Source organism: Elioraea tepidiphila DSM 17972 (genome assembly GCF_000378465.1).
In the GTDB taxonomy this organism is placed as follows: domain Bacteria; phylum Pseudomonadota; class Alphaproteobacteria; order Acetobacterales; family Acetobacteraceae; genus Elioraea; species Elioraea tepidiphila.
Genome location: NZ_KB899914.1, coordinates 169,895 through 183,512, shown reverse-complemented (window position 1 = coordinate 183,512; position 13,618 = coordinate 169,895). Strand labels below are relative to the sequence as shown.

The 13,618-nt window shown below is 70.2% G+C and carries 14 protein-coding genes and 2 tRNA genes; 9 read left to right on the top strand and 7 right to left on the bottom strand.

All coding sequences use genetic code 11. From position 1 onward, the window contains the following. The 6 genes from tuf (at position 1) to F563_RS21720 (ending at position 4,091) form a co-directional block, all read left to right on the top strand. On the top strand, positions 1-1,191 hold the full coding sequence (tuf, locus tag F563_RS0105905) for an elongation factor Tu (RefSeq protein ID WP_019013728.1): 1,191 nt from the start codon (positions 1-3) through the stop codon (positions 1,189-1,191). Positions 1,192-1,297: 106 nt separating this feature from the next. Beyond that, positions 1,298-1,374 (top strand) — tRNA-Trp (locus tag F563_RS0105900). Between the two features lie 82 nt (positions 1,375-1,456). After that, complete coding sequence (gene secE / locus F563_RS0105895) at positions 1,457-1,654, top strand: preprotein translocase subunit SecE (RefSeq protein WP_019013727.1); 198 nt, start codon at positions 1,457-1,459, stop codon at positions 1,652-1,654. Between the two features lie 10 nt (positions 1,655-1,664). Next, the gene (gene nusG, locus F563_RS0105890; RefSeq protein ID WP_019013726.1) at positions 1,665-2,261 is read left to right on the top strand and encodes a transcription termination/antitermination protein NusG; all 597 of its coding nucleotides are present in this window, start codon (positions 1,665-1,667) and stop codon (positions 2,259-2,261) included. Between the two features lie 307 nt (positions 2,262-2,568). After that, the gene (locus F563_RS0105885) at positions 2,569-3,357 is read left to right on the top strand and encodes an NF038132 family protein (protein WP_026299361.1); all 789 of its coding nucleotides are present in this window, start codon (positions 2,569-2,571) and stop codon (positions 3,355-3,357) included. Between the two features lie 167 nt (positions 3,358-3,524). After that, a complete protein-coding gene (locus tag F563_RS21720) occupies positions 3,525-4,091 on the top strand; it encodes a CHAP domain-containing protein (RefSeq protein ID WP_211211371.1) in 567 nt (188 codons plus the stop codon). A gap of 131 nt (positions 4,092-4,222) precedes the next feature. Here F563_RS21720 and F563_RS0105875 read toward each other — a convergent pair whose 3' ends face one another. After that, a complete protein-coding gene (locus tag F563_RS0105875; RefSeq protein ID WP_019013723.1) occupies positions 4,223-4,894 on the bottom strand; it encodes a class I SAM-dependent methyltransferase in 672 nt (223 codons plus the stop codon). 317 nt (positions 4,895-5,211) lie between these two features. Between F563_RS0105875 and F563_RS0105870 the strand changes: the two genes are divergently transcribed. Next, positions 5,212-5,898: a lectin-like protein gene (locus F563_RS0105870; protein ID WP_019013722.1), complete on the top strand. Its 687-nt coding sequence runs from the start codon at positions 5,212-5,214 to the stop codon at positions 5,896-5,898. Between the two features lie 73 nt (positions 5,899-5,971). Here the strand turns inward: F563_RS0105870 and F563_RS21715 are convergent, their stop codons facing one another. The 5 genes from F563_RS21715 to lipB all read right to left on the bottom strand — a co-directional run bounded on the left by F563_RS21715 (position 5,972) and on the right by lipB (position 9,958). Then, on the bottom strand, positions 5,972-6,856 hold the full coding sequence (locus tag F563_RS21715) for a DMT family transporter (RefSeq protein WP_019013721.1): 885 nt from the start codon (positions 6,854-6,856) through the stop codon (positions 5,972-5,974). Between the two features lie 118 nt (positions 6,857-6,974). Next, positions 6,975-7,451 carry a GcrA family cell cycle regulator gene (locus F563_RS0105860; RefSeq protein ID WP_019013720.1) on the bottom strand — a complete coding sequence of 159 codons (477 nt, stop codon included), beginning with the start codon at positions 7,449-7,451 and terminating at the stop codon, positions 6,975-6,977. A gap of 135 nt (positions 7,452-7,586) precedes the next feature. After that, entirely contained in the window at positions 7,587-8,537 is a 951-nt protein-coding gene (locus F563_RS0105855) for an acetamidase/formamidase family protein (RefSeq protein ID WP_019013719.1), read from the bottom strand. Between the two features lie 65 nt (positions 8,538-8,602). Further along, positions 8,603-9,175 (bottom strand): hypothetical protein, encoded by a 573-nt coding sequence (locus F563_RS0105850; protein WP_019013718.1) that lies wholly within the window; start codon positions 9,173-9,175, stop codon positions 8,603-8,605. A 114-nt stretch (positions 9,176-9,289) separates the two neighbouring features. Next, positions 9,290-9,958 (bottom strand): lipoyl(octanoyl) transferase LipB, encoded by a 669-nt coding sequence (gene lipB, locus F563_RS0105845; RefSeq protein WP_019013717.1) that lies wholly within the window; start codon positions 9,956-9,958, stop codon positions 9,290-9,292. Positions 9,959-9,987: 29 nt separating this feature from the next. Here lipB and F563_RS0105840 point away from each other — a divergent pair. Next, positions 9,988-10,074, top strand: a tRNA-Leu gene (locus tag F563_RS0105840). A gap of 96 nt (positions 10,075-10,170) precedes the next feature. Here the strand turns inward: F563_RS0105840 and F563_RS0105835 are convergent. Beyond that, a complete protein-coding gene (locus F563_RS0105835; protein ID WP_019013716.1) occupies positions 10,171-11,022 on the bottom strand; it encodes a PEP-CTERM sorting domain-containing protein in 852 nt (283 codons plus the stop codon). Between the two features lie 280 nt (positions 11,023-11,302). Between F563_RS0105835 and F563_RS0105830 the strand changes: the two genes are divergently transcribed. Continuing rightward, the gene (locus F563_RS0105830) at positions 11,303-13,579 is read left to right on the top strand and encodes an NADP-dependent malic enzyme (protein WP_019013715.1); all 2,277 of its coding nucleotides are present in this window, start codon (positions 11,303-11,305) and stop codon (positions 13,577-13,579) included. The last annotated feature ends 39 nt before the right edge of the window (positions 13,580-13,618 follow it).

The window sequence follows — 13,618 nt, the reverse complement described above, 5'->3', positions numbered from 1 at the left end:
ATGGCGAAGGCGAAGTTTGAGCGGACGAAGCCGCACTGCAACATCGGCACGATTGGTCACGTGGACCATGGGAAGACGTCGCTGACGGCGGCGATCACGAAGGTTCTGGCGAAGACGGGCGGGGCGACGTTCACGGCGTACGACCAGATCGACAAGGCGCCGGAGGAGAAGGCGCGCGGGATCACGATTTCGACGGCGCATGTGGAGTACGAGACGAAGGCGCGGCATTACGCGCACGTGGATTGCCCTGGTCATGCGGACTACGTGAAGAACATGATCACGGGGGCGGCGCAGATGGACGGGGCGATCCTGGTGGTCTCGGCGGCGGATGGTCCGATGCCGCAGACGCGCGAGCACATCCTGCTGGCGCGCCAGGTGGGTGTGCCGGCGCTGGTGGTGTTCATGAACAAGGTGGACATGGTGGACGATCCCGAGCTTCTGGAGCTGGTGGAGCTCGAGGTTCGGGAGCTGTTGAAGTCGTATCAGTTCCCGGGGGACGAGATTCCGGTGATCAAGGGTTCGGCGCTGTGTGCGCTGGAGGATCGCAATCCGGAGATCGGCGAGCAGGCGATCCTGCAGCTGATGGATGCGGTGGACGCGTACATTCCGCAGCCGGACCGGCCTAAGGATCGTCCGTTCCTGATGCCGATCGAGGACGTGTTCTCGATCTCGGGCCGCGGCACGGTGGTGACGGGGCGGATCGAGCGGGGTGTGGTGAAGGTGGGCGACGAGGTGGAGATCGTCGGCCTGCGCCCGACGATGAAGACGGTGGTGACGGGGGTGGAGATGTTCCGCAAGCTGCTGGACAGCGGCGAGGCGGGGGACAACATCGGGGCGCTGTTGCGTGGCACGAAGCGCGAGGAGGTGGAGCGTGGCCAGGTTCTGGCGGCGCCTGGCTCGATCACGCCGCACACGAAGTTCCTGGCGGAGGCGTACATCCTGACGAAGGAGGAGGGGGGCCGGCACACGCCGTTCTTCACCAACTACCGTCCGCAGTTCTACTTCCGCACGACGGACGTGACGGGTGTTGTGACGCTGCCCGAGGGCACGGAGATGGTGATGCCTGGGGACAATGTGCGGATGGAGGTGACGCTGATCGCGCCGATCGCGATGGACGAGGGGCTGCGCTTCGCGATCCGCGAGGGCGGGCGCACCGTCGGCGCCGGCGTCGTCACCAAGATCGTCCAGTAGGCGCCGTCGGCGGAGAGTCCGCGCGACCGGGGAGGGTTGCGGTGGCGGCTGCTTGCTCGCGCGGCTAAAAGATGCTTCTGGCGGCTGCCGGGTGGCGCCGCCCGATAGGGGTGTAGCTCAATTGGCTAGAGCGCCGGTCTCCAAAACCGGAGGTTGGGGGTTCGAGACCCTCCACCCCTGCCACCCGAGCCTCGGGGTGCGGTAAGTTGAGGACCGAGGGGCGGCAAGGGGCCGCCCCGGTCCCGTTTCTGGGACGAAGGACACGATGGCGAGGATCGATCCCGCGACCTATGTGCGTCAGGTGCGCCAGGAGGTGAGCAAGGTCACCTGGCCCACCCGCAAGGAGACCCTGATCACCACGGGGCTCGTCTTCGTGCTGTCGATCCTGGCCGCGATCTTCTTCTTCGTGGTCGACCAGGTGATCGGCCTCGGCGTGCGCGCCATCTTCGGCTTCGGCGCCTGAGGCGGGAGGGATGATGATGGCAGCAGAAAGCGAGGGGATCGCGCCGGTCCGGCCGGTGGCCCCGCCGTCCGCGGCCGGGCGCAAGCGCTGGTACGTGATCCACGTCTATTCGGGCTTCGAGAAGAAGGTTGCCCAGGCGATCCGCGAACAGGCCGCCCAGAAGGGGCTCGCCGACAAGTTCGAGGAGGTGCTGGTGCCGATGGAGGAGGTGGTCGAGGTCAAGCGCGGCCAGAAGGTGCAGGGGGAGCGCAAGTTCTTCCCCGGCTACGTGCTGGTGCGCATGGAGATGACCGACGACACCTGGCACCTGGTGAAGAACACGCCGAAGGTGACCAATTTCCTCGGCGGCAAGGGGCGTCCCAGCCCGATCACCGATGCCGAGGCCGAGCGCATCGTCAAGGCGGTGGCCGAGGGGGTCGAGAAGCCGCGCCCGTCCATCACCTTCGAGTTGGGCGAGCAGGTGCGCGTCACCGACGGGCCGTTCACCAGCTTCAACGGCACGGTCGAGGAGGTGGACGAGGAGAAGGGCCGGGTGAAGGTCTCGGTCTCGATCTTCGGCCGCGCCACCCCGGTGGAGCTGGAATACTCGCAGGTCGAGAAGGTGTGAGCCGCGCGGCGGCGCACGGGTCCCGCCGTATGATCGGCGGCAGTATGATTGGTGATGGGGCGCGCATCGCGCGCTGCCCGCGCCGGGAGAAGCCGATCGCGGGCTGGAACGTCCCTCCGCAGGCGGGTTGTCATGCCGATGGACGAATCCTTACACGAGATGGTGTCGGTAAACTTTACACTGTGGTCCTCAGCTCGGCCGAGGGGACGGCCAACACCTTGACATCACATCGATTCCGGTCGGTGGCACAGCTCTTGCCTAGACTTCGTCGCGCGCCCGAGGCGGGCGCAGACAGGGGATCTTGACCATGAGAAAGCTTCTTTTGGCCGGTGCGGCGGCGGGACTGGCGCTCGCGGCGACCGAGCTCCAGGCAGCGCCGAGCTACGGCGCGCCGGCGGGGTGGACCGGCGTCGGCACGGTCGGCACCGGCACGCCGAACGGCGATGTCGGCACGATCCCGGGCGGTCATACCCAGTATCTGTTCGTCACCACCGACGGCGGCGTTTCGGACGGCGGCAACCTGCTGGGCCTCGGCGGCGAGACCAACGGATCGAGCCTCACCTCGCCGCTCTTCGCCGCCAATGCCGGCGATGCACTGGAGTTCTACTTCAACTACGTCACCTCCGACGGCGCCGGCTTCGCCGACTATGCCTGGGCGATCCTGCTCGACGCGACCGACACCCAGGTCGCGCTGCTGTTCACCGCGCGCACCGTGCCCGCGCCGGGCAACATCGTGCCCGGCACCGGCATGCCCGCCCCGGATGCGACGCTGACGCCGCCGAGCGTGGCGATCCAGCCCGGCACCACCTGGGACGAGCTCGGCAGCTCCTCGGGCGGGTGCTTCGACAGCGGCTGCGGGAATTCCGGCTGGGTTCAGTCCACCTACACCATCACCACGACGGGCAACTACAAGCTCCGGTTCGGCGTGACGAACTGGAGTGACGGCGCGTACGACTCCGGCATGGCGATCGCCGGCGCGACCATCGGCGGCACGCCGATCGATCCGCAGCCGGTGCCCGAGCCCGCCTCCCTCGCGCTGCTCGGCATGGGGCTCATGGGCCTCGGCTACGCTGTCCGCCGCCGCCGCGCGGCCTGACGCCTTCGACCAGGGGACGGGCCGTTCGCGGCCCGAGGCGAGGGCCGGAGGGAGATCCTCCGGCCCTTTGCTGTGTTGTCCCCGGCCGTGCACCGGCCACCGCCGACGCCACGCTTGCCCCGACGCGACGACGTCGGTCAGGGTGCCTCCTCGAAGGAGGGGTGCCGGTGCACCGTCGCGTGCTGCTGATCGGAACCGTGTTCGGAGCCCTCGCCGGCTGCGCGCGCCATCCGCCGCCCGCAGCGCCGGAGGCCGCCACCTTCCGCACCACGGTTCCGCTCTCCTGCGTGCCGTTCGCGCGCGAACTCTCCGGCATCGACCTCGCCGGTGATGCGCATACCTGGTGGCGGTCCGCCGCCGGACGCTACCGGCGCGACGCCCGCCCGGCTCCGGGCGCGGTGCTGGTGCTGCGGGGCACGCGGCGCCTGCCGCAGGGGCATCTTTCGGTGGTGGTGCGCCAGACCGGGCCGCGCGAGATCCTGGTCAGCCACGCCAACTGGGGCTCGGGGGCGGCGCGCGGGGCGGTGCACCAGAACCAGCCCGTGGTCGATGTCTCGCGCCGCAACGACTGGTCGGCGGTGCGCGTCTGGTATCCGCGCACCGACACGCTCGGGGTGACGGCGTTCCCGGCCGAGGGGTTCATCCATCCGCCGCACCCGCGCACGCCGGAGGAGATCGCCGCGGACGTCCCGCGTGCGGCGCGGGATGCGGCGGTGCAGCTCGCCGCGCGCTGAGCCTCATACCCGGCCGCCAAAGGTTCGACCTTTCGCGGCCGGGTATCGCGCGTGGGGCTGGCGGGGCGGCCACGCGCGAGACAAACCGATGATATCGGGCTGCCGAGGGTGAAACCTTCGGCAGCCCGATATCAGTCGTTCGTCAGCCCGACCAGGGTGAACAGGCCGAGCGGCGGGCACGGGGTCAGGCTGGCCCGTTCGCGCTCCCCCGGGCTGAGCACCGCCTCGATGGCGAAATCGGGGTGCCAGCCGAGCGCGCGCGAGAACGGCGCCATCATCCGCTCGATGCCGCGCCGGATGCCGGGCGGGGCGAGGAAGTGGTTCACCAGCAGGATCGCCCCGCCGGGGCGCACCACGCGGCGGATCTCGGCCATCATGCGCCGCGGGTTCGGCACCACCGAGGCGACGAACATCGCCACGGCCGCGTCGAACGCGCCATCCGGCAGGTCCATCGCCTCGGCGTCCATTTCGATGAGCGCCTCGACATGGTCGAGCCGGTCGCGCGCGACCTTGTCGCGCGCCAGCGCCAGCATTTCGGGGCTGAGATCGATGCCCACCACGCGCAGGCCCCGGCGATACTGCGGCAGGGCGAGGCCGGTGCCGACGCCGACCTCCAGCACCCGCCCGTCGGGGAGCGCGTTCAGCGCCGCGATCGCGCGTCGCCGCGCCGGGCCGGAGACGAGGCCGAATGCGGCGTCATAGATGCGCGCCCAGCGGCGATAGGCGGCCTTGACCGCCTCGGCGTCGAGCGGCTTGGCGGGGGTGCGCGCCTGGTCGGGCGAGCGGTCGACGGTCGCGGGCATGATGGTCGCTTGGCTACTGCCGGGGACCGGCGGATGCAACGGGGTGTCGGGACACGGCGTGGCGAGGTGCGGGATCGCGCTGGGCGGTCTGCGACCGAGCGCCGGACGCGAGGGACACGCGCGTGCCGTACTTGATCAGGCGCGCCCTTGCGCGTCGAGCGCGAAGCGGCACTCGCGCGCAGCACGTGCCGGTTCGCCGGCGCCCCTGTCGCGCCGCATGCCCGCGCATCCACGGGGCAGGCCGCAACCCTCCATCGCTGGCATCGCCCGGTGCAGATGCGCATCGTTCCCGCCAGCATTTTCGAGGGGAGGACCTCATGCGTCGGAGCGGAATCGCCCTGGCCGCGCTGCTGGCGCTGGCAACAGCCGAGGCGCGCGCCGCCTGGGTGCAGTGGACGGGGCCGGGTGCCACCAACAACTGGTATCGGCTGGTCCTCGATACCGCGAGCGACTGGTTCACGGCCAAGGCAGCGGCCGAGGCCATGGGCGGACATCTCGCGACCATCACCAGCGCCGACGAGCAGACCTTCATCCGCACGACATTCTTCGCGGTCGGGTCAGGCTACGGGTCCTACTGGATCGGCGCGACGGATCGCGCGGGGGCAGCACCCGGTGCCAGCGAAGGGACGTTCGCCTGGGTGACGGGCGAACCGTTCGGTTTCGCCTTCTGGGGCGGGGGCCAACCCGACAACAACGGCGCATTCCCGTTCGGGGATGGCGCCGAGGGCGAGGATTTCGTGCAGTTCGTCTGGCGCGCCGACGGTGCGACGCCGCATCAGGGACGCTGGAACGACGCGCGTCAGGCCGGGTATCAGGGCATCGTCCTTGGCGGGGTTGCGCTGCCGCATCTCGACCTGAAGGGCTACCTCGTCGAGCGCAAGACCGACCCTTACGCCGTGCCTGCCCCTGCCGGCGTGGCGGTGATCGCCGTGGGGCTCCTGGGGCTCGCCGCGCTGCGGATCGGCCGGCGGAGCGGCACGCGACGCTGGAGGGGTTCCACATGAGTGGGAGCCGCTCTGGTCATTCCCTGCGCGCATTTTCACGCGCACGGCCGAGTCCAGCCGCGTGCGATCTGCTCTAGGCGGCAGGGCGTCGCGGCCGCGCGCGGGATTCGGACCAGATCACGAACAGTCCACCGGCGGCGACGATCAGTCCGCCGATCGCGGCGAACAGGTCGGGCAGTTCGGCGAAGAACACCCATCCCGCGATCACCGCCCAGATGATCTGGGTGTACGCGAAGGGGGCGAGCAGCGAGGCGGGCGCGCGTTGGAAGGCCTGGATCAGCAGGAAATGGCTCCCGCCGCCGATCGCGCCGATCATCGCCAGCATCGCCCACTCGGTCGGGCTCGGCCAAACCCAGTCGAACGGCGCGATCACGGTGGTCACGATCCCCGAAGCCACACCGGTGTGGAAGATCGTCGTCGGCGCATCGTCCACGCCGGCGAGGCGGCGCGTCAGCACCTGGTAGACCGCGAACACCGTCGCCGTGCCGAGCACCAGCAAGGCGGCCGGATGTGTGACACCGAGGCCGGGGCGGATAATCACCAGCACGCCGGCGAACCCCACCGCGATGCCGAGCCAGCGGCGCCACCCCACGGCCTCGCCCAGCACGCGGGCGGCGAGCAGCGTGGTGATCAGCGGCGAGACGAAGCCGATCGCCACGGCCTCCGCCAGCGGGATGTAGATCAGCGCGGCCGAGAAGCAGAGATTGGCGACACAGAGACAGAGCGAACGGATCGCCTGCAGCCGCGGCGCGCGGGTGCGCGGCGGCACGCGCCGCCCCATCAGCACGAACAGCGCCGAGACGAAGGCGAGATGGAAGGCGAAGCGCGCCCACAGCACCACCGCGAGCGGCAGGGTCTGCACGCTCGCCTTGATCGCGACATCCATCACCACGAAGGACAGCAGCGCCGCGAGCTGGTAGGCGATGCCGGCGGCGGGACGGTCAACGGGGGCGGTCACGCCGCCCCCGCAGGGGGGCTATCGGCTAGAGCAGATCGCACACGGCTGGACTCGGCCGTGTGCGTGCAGATGCTCGCAGGGAATGACCAGAGCGGTTTCCACTCATGGGGAAACCGCTCTAGGCGGCGTCCTCGCGCCGGTCCTTCACCCGCACATAGGCGACCGAGGCATGCTCGGCGCAGTACGGCTTGCCGAGCAGCGCCTGCGCGCCGCAGAAGCGGAACCCCGGCGTGCCGGGGTCGCCCAGCGGCCAGCAGCAGGCGCTGTTGCCGAGCCGGAGCGGCTGCGGCGCCGGGCGCATCGGCACGACCGGCGCGGGACGCTCGGCGGGCGGGCGCGCCGCCATCGGGGTGCCGGCCATCATCGGCGAGGGCCGCGGCATCGCCGGCCGGGCCGCACGGCGTGCCGGCCGCGGCGAGGGCGTGGCACCGGGCACGCGGCGGATCGGCGAGGGCCGGGCCGCGAGATTGAGCCGATGCGCCTTGCCGACGACCGCGTTCTTCGAGATCCCCATCCGGCGGCCGATCTCGGCGGTCGAGAGCCCCTCCGACCACAGCTGGCGCAGCGTGGCGATCGCGTCCTCGGTCCAGTCCATCCCGTCTGCTCCCGCCCTCTGGGGCTCTTCCTCTACCAGATACGGTATCAGAACCGCCGAAGAGAACACAACGGCTAGACTCGCGTGTGGACAAGAAAGTTGTGGACAACCGGAGCGCGCAGGGCTGGTGGCGCCTCAGATCAGCTCCTTGCGCAGCATCCCGTGCACGCCCTTCACCCCGTTCACGGTCTGGGTGACGCGGAAATCGGCCGCGAGCGAGCAGAACTGGTAGGCATCGATCGGGCTCAGGTTTGTGCGTGAACAGATGAAGGCGATCATCTCGCGCAGCGCCTGCTTCATCGCGAGGTCGAGGTCCTCGTTCAGCCCCATCGAGATGTAGTGCGTGGGAGTCTCGGCGCGGGGGAAGGTCAGCAGCGGCGCGGCACCGCGTTTCCGGTGCAGCACGAAGGTCAGCGTGCCGTCCAGGCACATCTCGAGCGCGGTGATGCAGACCTCGCCGTCACCCTGCACGCCGTGGCCGTCGCCGACCGAGAAATTCGCGCCCGCGACGTGCACCGGCAGGAACAGGGTCGTGCCGGCGACCAGTTCCTTGTTGTCCAGGTTGCCGGCGTGCTCGCGCGGCGGGTTCGACGCGATCCGGCCATAGACGGGCGGGGGCGCCACGCCCATGACGCCGAAGAAGGGGCTGAGCGCCAGTTCCGTGCCCCAGGGCAGGCGGCAGGTGAGCCTCTTGCGGTCGACCGGGATGTGCAGGACGCGGCTGGTCGGAAAGTCCTCGGGCAGCGTGCCGACCAGCGGACGGACCATGTTGTAGCCCCAGTCCGCGCCCGGGGTGATGCTCTCGATCCGCACCTCCAGCATGTCGCCCGGCTCGGCGCCGGCGATCGCGATCGGCCCGGTGAGGATATGCGCGCCCAGCTCCGGCGCCATGGTGGTGACGATCTCGGCCAGCGCCGGCGGGATCGCCAGCCCGCTTTCCGGCGCCGGCATCACCCCCTCCCGCCCCGAGACGCAGGTCACCTCGACCGTGTCGCCCGAGTTGATGGTCAGCACCGGTGGCAGGGCAGCGTCGAAATAGCCCCAGTGGACGGTCGCGGGCGAGGCGGCGAGGCGGTGCGTGGCCATGGGGGGACTCCGGCGGCGGGGGATGCATCGCAGCAGCGGGGGTGCCGCGCGTCAATGCGCTGCCATCAGCTCCATGGCACTGCGAGATCATCGGCGAATCGGTCAATCTGAGCCGGACCGCGATAACCGCCCTTGACGATCACGGCTCGATCGCCCTCCCAGAACAGACCGCGGCGCCAAAAGAGCTCTCGTTCCGGGTCCGAGAGCACGTCGACCCCACGGACACGGATCGTACATGGGAGCCCCTTGGAGCCAAGAGATTGCGCCTCTCGCTGCCAGCGCTCCGGTTCGCCGAGAAAGAAATAGACGAAATCGACCATCCGTCCGCTGGCTGCGCCCTGGAATGGTCTGAAGTCCACGATCCGATGGTCGCGCACGGTCTTCGCGAACAGGTCGGAGAGCGTATAGCCGAACAGCCAGCCGTCTTTCGGACCAGTGTCGCCAGTCAGGTTGACGACGCAGTTCGCGAAGCCATGGCGGGCGCGCAGTCTCGAGACCACGTAGTAGCGTTGAAGCGCCGTTCCGGACAGATGCACCAGGATGCCGTCTCGGATCTCCGCCCGCACCGCGGCCGGCGCCGGTACGGCCAGGGAGAAGCCGGCCCGCAGCCGACCGAGAATATCCGTTGCGATGCTCATTCGACGTCCTCGCCCATCGCCCCTCGGGCCGGGCCGGCCGGCCCGGCCCGAGACGTCAGCTGCGTTTGCCGCGCGCCGAAACGCTCGCCCGAACCCGGTCGTGGGCGCGCCGGATTACCGGCGATGCTGACCGAACACCTCGCCGAAGCTTGCCATCAGCGCCGCGTCCACCTCCGCCATCGACGCGGTGATGCCGAGGGCGGCGAGGCTCGTGACGCCGTGCTCGCGCACGCCGCAGGGCACGATGCCGGCGAAATGGCCGAGCTCCGGCTCGACGTTCAGCGCGAAGCCGTGCCAGGTGATCCAGCGCGTCACCCGCACGCCGATCGCGCCGATCTTCGCCTCGGTGCCGGCGCGCCGGTCCGCCACCCAGAGCCCGATCCGGTCCGCGCGCGTCTCCGCCCGCACGCCGAGCCGATCCAGCGCCGCGATCAGCCAAGCCTCCAGCCCGTGCACATAGGCGCGCACGTCCGGGCCGCGCCGGCGCAGGTCGAGCATCACGTAGCCCACCCGCTGGCCGGGCCCGTGATAGGTCCATTGCCCGCCGCGCCCGGCCCGGAAGGTCGGGAAGCCGAACGGGTTGAACAGATCCTCCGCGCGCGCCGAGGTGCCGGCGGTGTAGAGCGGCGGATGCTCGACCAGCCAGACGCATTCGGGCTCGCTGCCGGCATGGATCGCCGCGACCCGCGCTTCCATCGCCGCGACCGCCTCCGGGTACGGCGTCAGCCCCTCGGCGATGCGCCATTCCAGTGCGCTGGGCGGCGTTGCGGGTGCGAGGTCCATCCGCTATACCCCCGGCCTCGGCTGGCCGCGCGGTCGTGGCGGAACTGGTAGACGCGCAAGCTTGAGGTGCTTGTGGGGGAAACCCCGTGGAAGTTCGAGTCTTCTCGACCGCACCAGCCGCTGCATGATGGACGTGATCTAGCGGCCGTGGGCGCACGCGAAAAGGGCGGGGGTTTCCCCGCCCTTCCCGCATCGCCGTGAGGCGGATCGGCTCAGGCGCGTCGGCGCGCCGCGGCGAGACCAGCGAGAGCGAGCCCGAACAGCGCCAGGGCGGCGGGCTCCGGCACCGGAACGCCCGTGACCTCGAAGTTGAAGCTCGAGGTCTGGCCGCCGATCGTCCAAGTGATGCTGTCCACCGCGCCGGTGAACACGCCGTTCCAGCCCGACCCGACCCCGGCCGAGAAGCCGACGATCACCGCATTTGGGAATGCCGTCGCCAACTGCGCCTGCCACTGCGCGAGCGTCACCCCGTAGCCGCCGGTCGCAAAGCCGAGCGCGCCGAACGACCACAGATTGGTGCTGGCGCCGATCGTGTCCGCGACCCACTGATCGGTCAGCGTCGGCAGGCTGTTGTAGGCGCGCTCGAACACCAGCCCGGCGCGATCGTTGGTCAGCAGGTTGCCGTCCAGATCGAGCAGCACGCGCAGCGCCGGATGCTGCACCGCCGGGTTGGTGCTCGTCCCGTCGCGATACCACTCGTAGCCGAAGGTCGAGAGCGCCGAGAACGCGCCGAGCGAGCCGACCGAGACGAAATTGCCGGCGATGTTGGCCGCGTTCGGCAGGAACTCGATGTCCGCCTTGTCGGCGCCGTCGAGGTTCTGGAACCAGGCCGACCCGTTGCCGTTGCGCGGCAGGGTCGTGTTGATGCCGACGGTGCCGCCGTTGCGCACGTTGTTGTAGTACCAGCCCGAGGTGCCGATCGCCTGGCCCTGGTTGGTCGGCCCGGCATTCGTGAAGGAATCCCCCGGCGCCGGGTTGTTGGCCGTCACGATCGTCGCCGCGCCGGCGACGCCGGAGGTGGCCAACCAGAGCGCTGCGGCCGCGATCCCTGCGTGGAGTCTCATGCGCAATCTCCCGTGCGATCCGTTCCAGTGGTCCAGGTGGCGCCCTGCCCGCGCAAGGGGCATGCGGGACGCGGTTGAGCCATGCAAGACGCGCACCACTTCGACCAACACATTGCACGGCAAACATATTTCGTCGCGCGATCGAGACGGCCTCGCCCGCCTGTAAAGAATTCCGACAGCATGGGCAGGGAGCGGGGCTCACAGGTGCCCATCCGGTTCGGGGGTCGCCGATGCGCCCGGAGCGCGCTATCCCCTCGGTGACGGACACGGGAGGGCGCGCATGAACCGCGAGGATTTCCGCAAGGCGGCACTCGACTACCACCGCCTGCCGAGACCCGGAAAGCTCAGCGTCGAGCCGACCAAACGGCTCGCCTCCAACCATGATCTCGCGCTTGCGTACTCGCCAGGGGTCGCGGTCGCCTGCGAGGCGATCGTCGCCGACCCGGCCACCGCCTTCGACTACACCGCCCGCGGCAACCTGGTCGCCGTGATCTCCAACGGCACCGCCGTGCTCGGGCTCGGCGCGATCGGCCCGCTCGCCGGCAAGCCGGTGATGGAGGGCAAGGCGGTGCTGTTCAAGAAGTTCGCCGGCATCGACGTGTTCGACCTGGAGGTCGATGCGCTCGACCCCGAGCGGTTCTGCGACGTGGTCGCCGCCCTCGAACCCACTTTCGGCGGGATCAATCTCGAGGACATCAAGGCACCGGAATGCTTCGTGATCGAGGCGGAACTGCGCCGCCGCATGAAGATCCCGGTGTTCCACGATGACCAGCACGGCACCGCGATCATCGTCGCCTCCGCGATCCGCAACGGGCTGATGCTCCAGGGCAAGCGGATCGAGGAGGCACGCCTCGTCACCTCCGGCGCGGGGGCGGCCGCGCTCGCCTGCCTCGACCTGCTGGTCGCGATGGGGCTCCGGCCGGAGAACGTCACCGTCACCGACATCAAGGGCGTGGTGTTCGCGGGCCGCACGGAGCTGATGGACCCGTGGAAGGAGAAATGGGCGCGGCCGACCGAAGCGCGCACGCTCGCCGAGGTGCTGCCCGGCGCCGACATCTTCCTCGGTCTCTCGGCGCCGCGCGTGCTGAAGCCCGAGTGGCTCGCGACCATGGCGGAGAAGCCGCTGATCCTGGCGCTCGCCAATCCCGAGCCCGAGATCATGCCGGAGCTCGCCAAGGCCGTGCGGCCCGATGCGATCATCTGCACCGGGCGCAGCGACTACCCGAACCAGGTCAACAACGTTCTCTGCTTCCCGTTCATCTTCCGCGGTGCGCTCGATGTGGGGGCCACCACGATCAACGAGGCGATGAAGATCGCCGCGGTCGAGGCGATCGCCGCGCTGGCGCGCGAGGAGGCCTCCGACGTGGTCGCCGCCGCCTATGGCGGGCACGCGCCCGGGTTCGGCCCCGAGACGATCATCCCCAAGCCGTTCGACCCCCGGCTGATCCTGCGCATCGCCCCGGCGGTCGCGAAGGCGGCGATCGAGAGCGGCGTCGCGACCCGTCCGATCGAGGATTTCGCGGCCTATCAGGCGCGGCTCGCGGGCTTCGCCTACCGCTCGGGCCAGCTCATGCGCCCGGTCTTCGCCTCGGCCGCGCAACGGCCGATGCGCGTGGTCTACGCCGAGGGCGAGGACGACCGGGTGCTGCGCGCGGCCCAGATCGCGCTCGACGAGGGGATCGCGCAGCCGATCGTGGTGGGGCGGCGCGAGGCGATCACCGCGCGGATCGCCGCGTTGGGGCTGCGGCTGCGCGAGGGCGAGGGGCTGACGATCCGCGATCCCGGCGCGGATGACGTGTTCGGGCCGATGTGCGAGGCCTATCACCGCCTGGTCGAGCGCAAGGGCGTGCCGCCCGACACGGCCGAGCGGCAGCTCCGCACGCGCCCGACGGTCGGCGCCTGCATGCTGCTGATGGCGGGCCATGCGGACGCGGCGATCTGCGGCACGATCGGCCCTTGGATGCGGCACTGGGAGCGGGTGCGCGACATCGTCGGCCGTCGCCCCGATGTCGGGCGCGTCTCGGCGCTGTCGGGGCTGATCCTGTCGGCCGGGCCGATCTTCGTCGCGGATACCCATGTGAACCCGGACCCGACCGCCGAGCAGATCGCCGAGATCGCCGGGCTCGCGGCCGAGGAGGTGCGGCGGTTCGGGATCGAGCCGAAGGTGGCGCTGGTGAGCCACTCCAATTTCGGCTCCTCCGGCTCGGCCTCGGCGAAGAAGATGCGGACCGCGCTCGGGCTGATCCGCACGCGCTATCCCGAGCTCGAGGTCGAGGGCGAGATGCACGCGGACGCCGCGCTGATCGAGCCGGTGCGGCTCAGGATCTTCCCGCGCTCGCGGCTGAAGGGGGTGGCGAACCTGCTGATCATGCCGAGCCTGGATGCCGCCAACATCGCCTTCGAGTTGCTTAAGGCCGGGGCGGACGGGCTGCCGGTCGGGCCGCTGCTCTTGGGCATGAACCGGCCGGTGCACATCCTCAACCCCACGGTGACGGCGCGCGGCATTCTCAACGTCACCGCGCTTGCGGTGCGCGAGGCGCAGGAGCGGGCGGGGTAGGGCGGAGGGTGCTGCACCGCCGCACGCCGTTTCTCCCGC

Bases quoted from the DNA above. Each gene is read 5' to 3' on its own strand.
- F563_RS0105875 (WP_019013723.1), bottom strand. From the start codon at position 4,894: ATGCCCGCGACCGTCGACCGCTCGCCCGACCAGGCGCGCACCCCCGCC.
- lipB (WP_019013717.1), bottom strand. From the start codon at position 9,958: ATGGACCTCGCACCCGCAACGCCGCCCAGCGCACTGGAATGGCGCATC.
- F563_RS0105870 (WP_019013722.1), top strand. From the start codon at position 5,212: ATGCGTCGGAGCGGAATCGCCCTGGCCGCGCTGCTGGCGCTGGCAACA.
- F563_RS0105855 (WP_019013719.1), bottom strand. From the start codon at position 8,537: ATGGCCACGCACCGCCTCGCCGCCTCGCCCGCGACCGTCCACTGGGGC.
- F563_RS0105850 (WP_019013718.1), bottom strand. From the start codon at position 9,175: ATGAGCATCGCAACGGATATTCTCGGTCGGCTGCGGGCCGGCTTCTCC.
- F563_RS0105860 (WP_019013720.1), bottom strand. From the start codon at position 7,451: ATGGACTGGACCGAGGACGCGATCGCCACGCTGCGCCAGCTGTGGTCG.
- F563_RS0105885 (WP_026299361.1), top strand. From the start codon at position 2,569: ATGAGAAAGCTTCTTTTGGCCGGTGCGGCGGCGGGACTGGCGCTCGCG.
- F563_RS0105830 (WP_019013715.1), top strand. From the start codon at position 11,303: ATGAACCGCGAGGATTTCCGCAAGGCGGCACTCGACTACCACCGCCTG.
- nusG (WP_019013726.1), top strand. From the start codon at position 1,665: ATGATGATGGCAGCAGAAAGCGAGGGGATCGCGCCGGTCCGGCCGGTG.
- F563_RS0105835 (WP_019013716.1), bottom strand. From the start codon at position 11,022: ATGAGACTCCACGCAGGGATCGCGGCCGCAGCGCTCTGGTTGGCCACC.
- secE (WP_019013727.1), top strand. From the start codon at position 1,457: ATGGCGAGGATCGATCCCGCGACCTATGTGCGTCAGGTGCGCCAGGAG.
- tuf (WP_019013728.1), top strand. From the start codon at position 1: ATGGCGAAGGCGAAGTTTGAGCGGACGAAGCCGCACTGCAACATCGGC.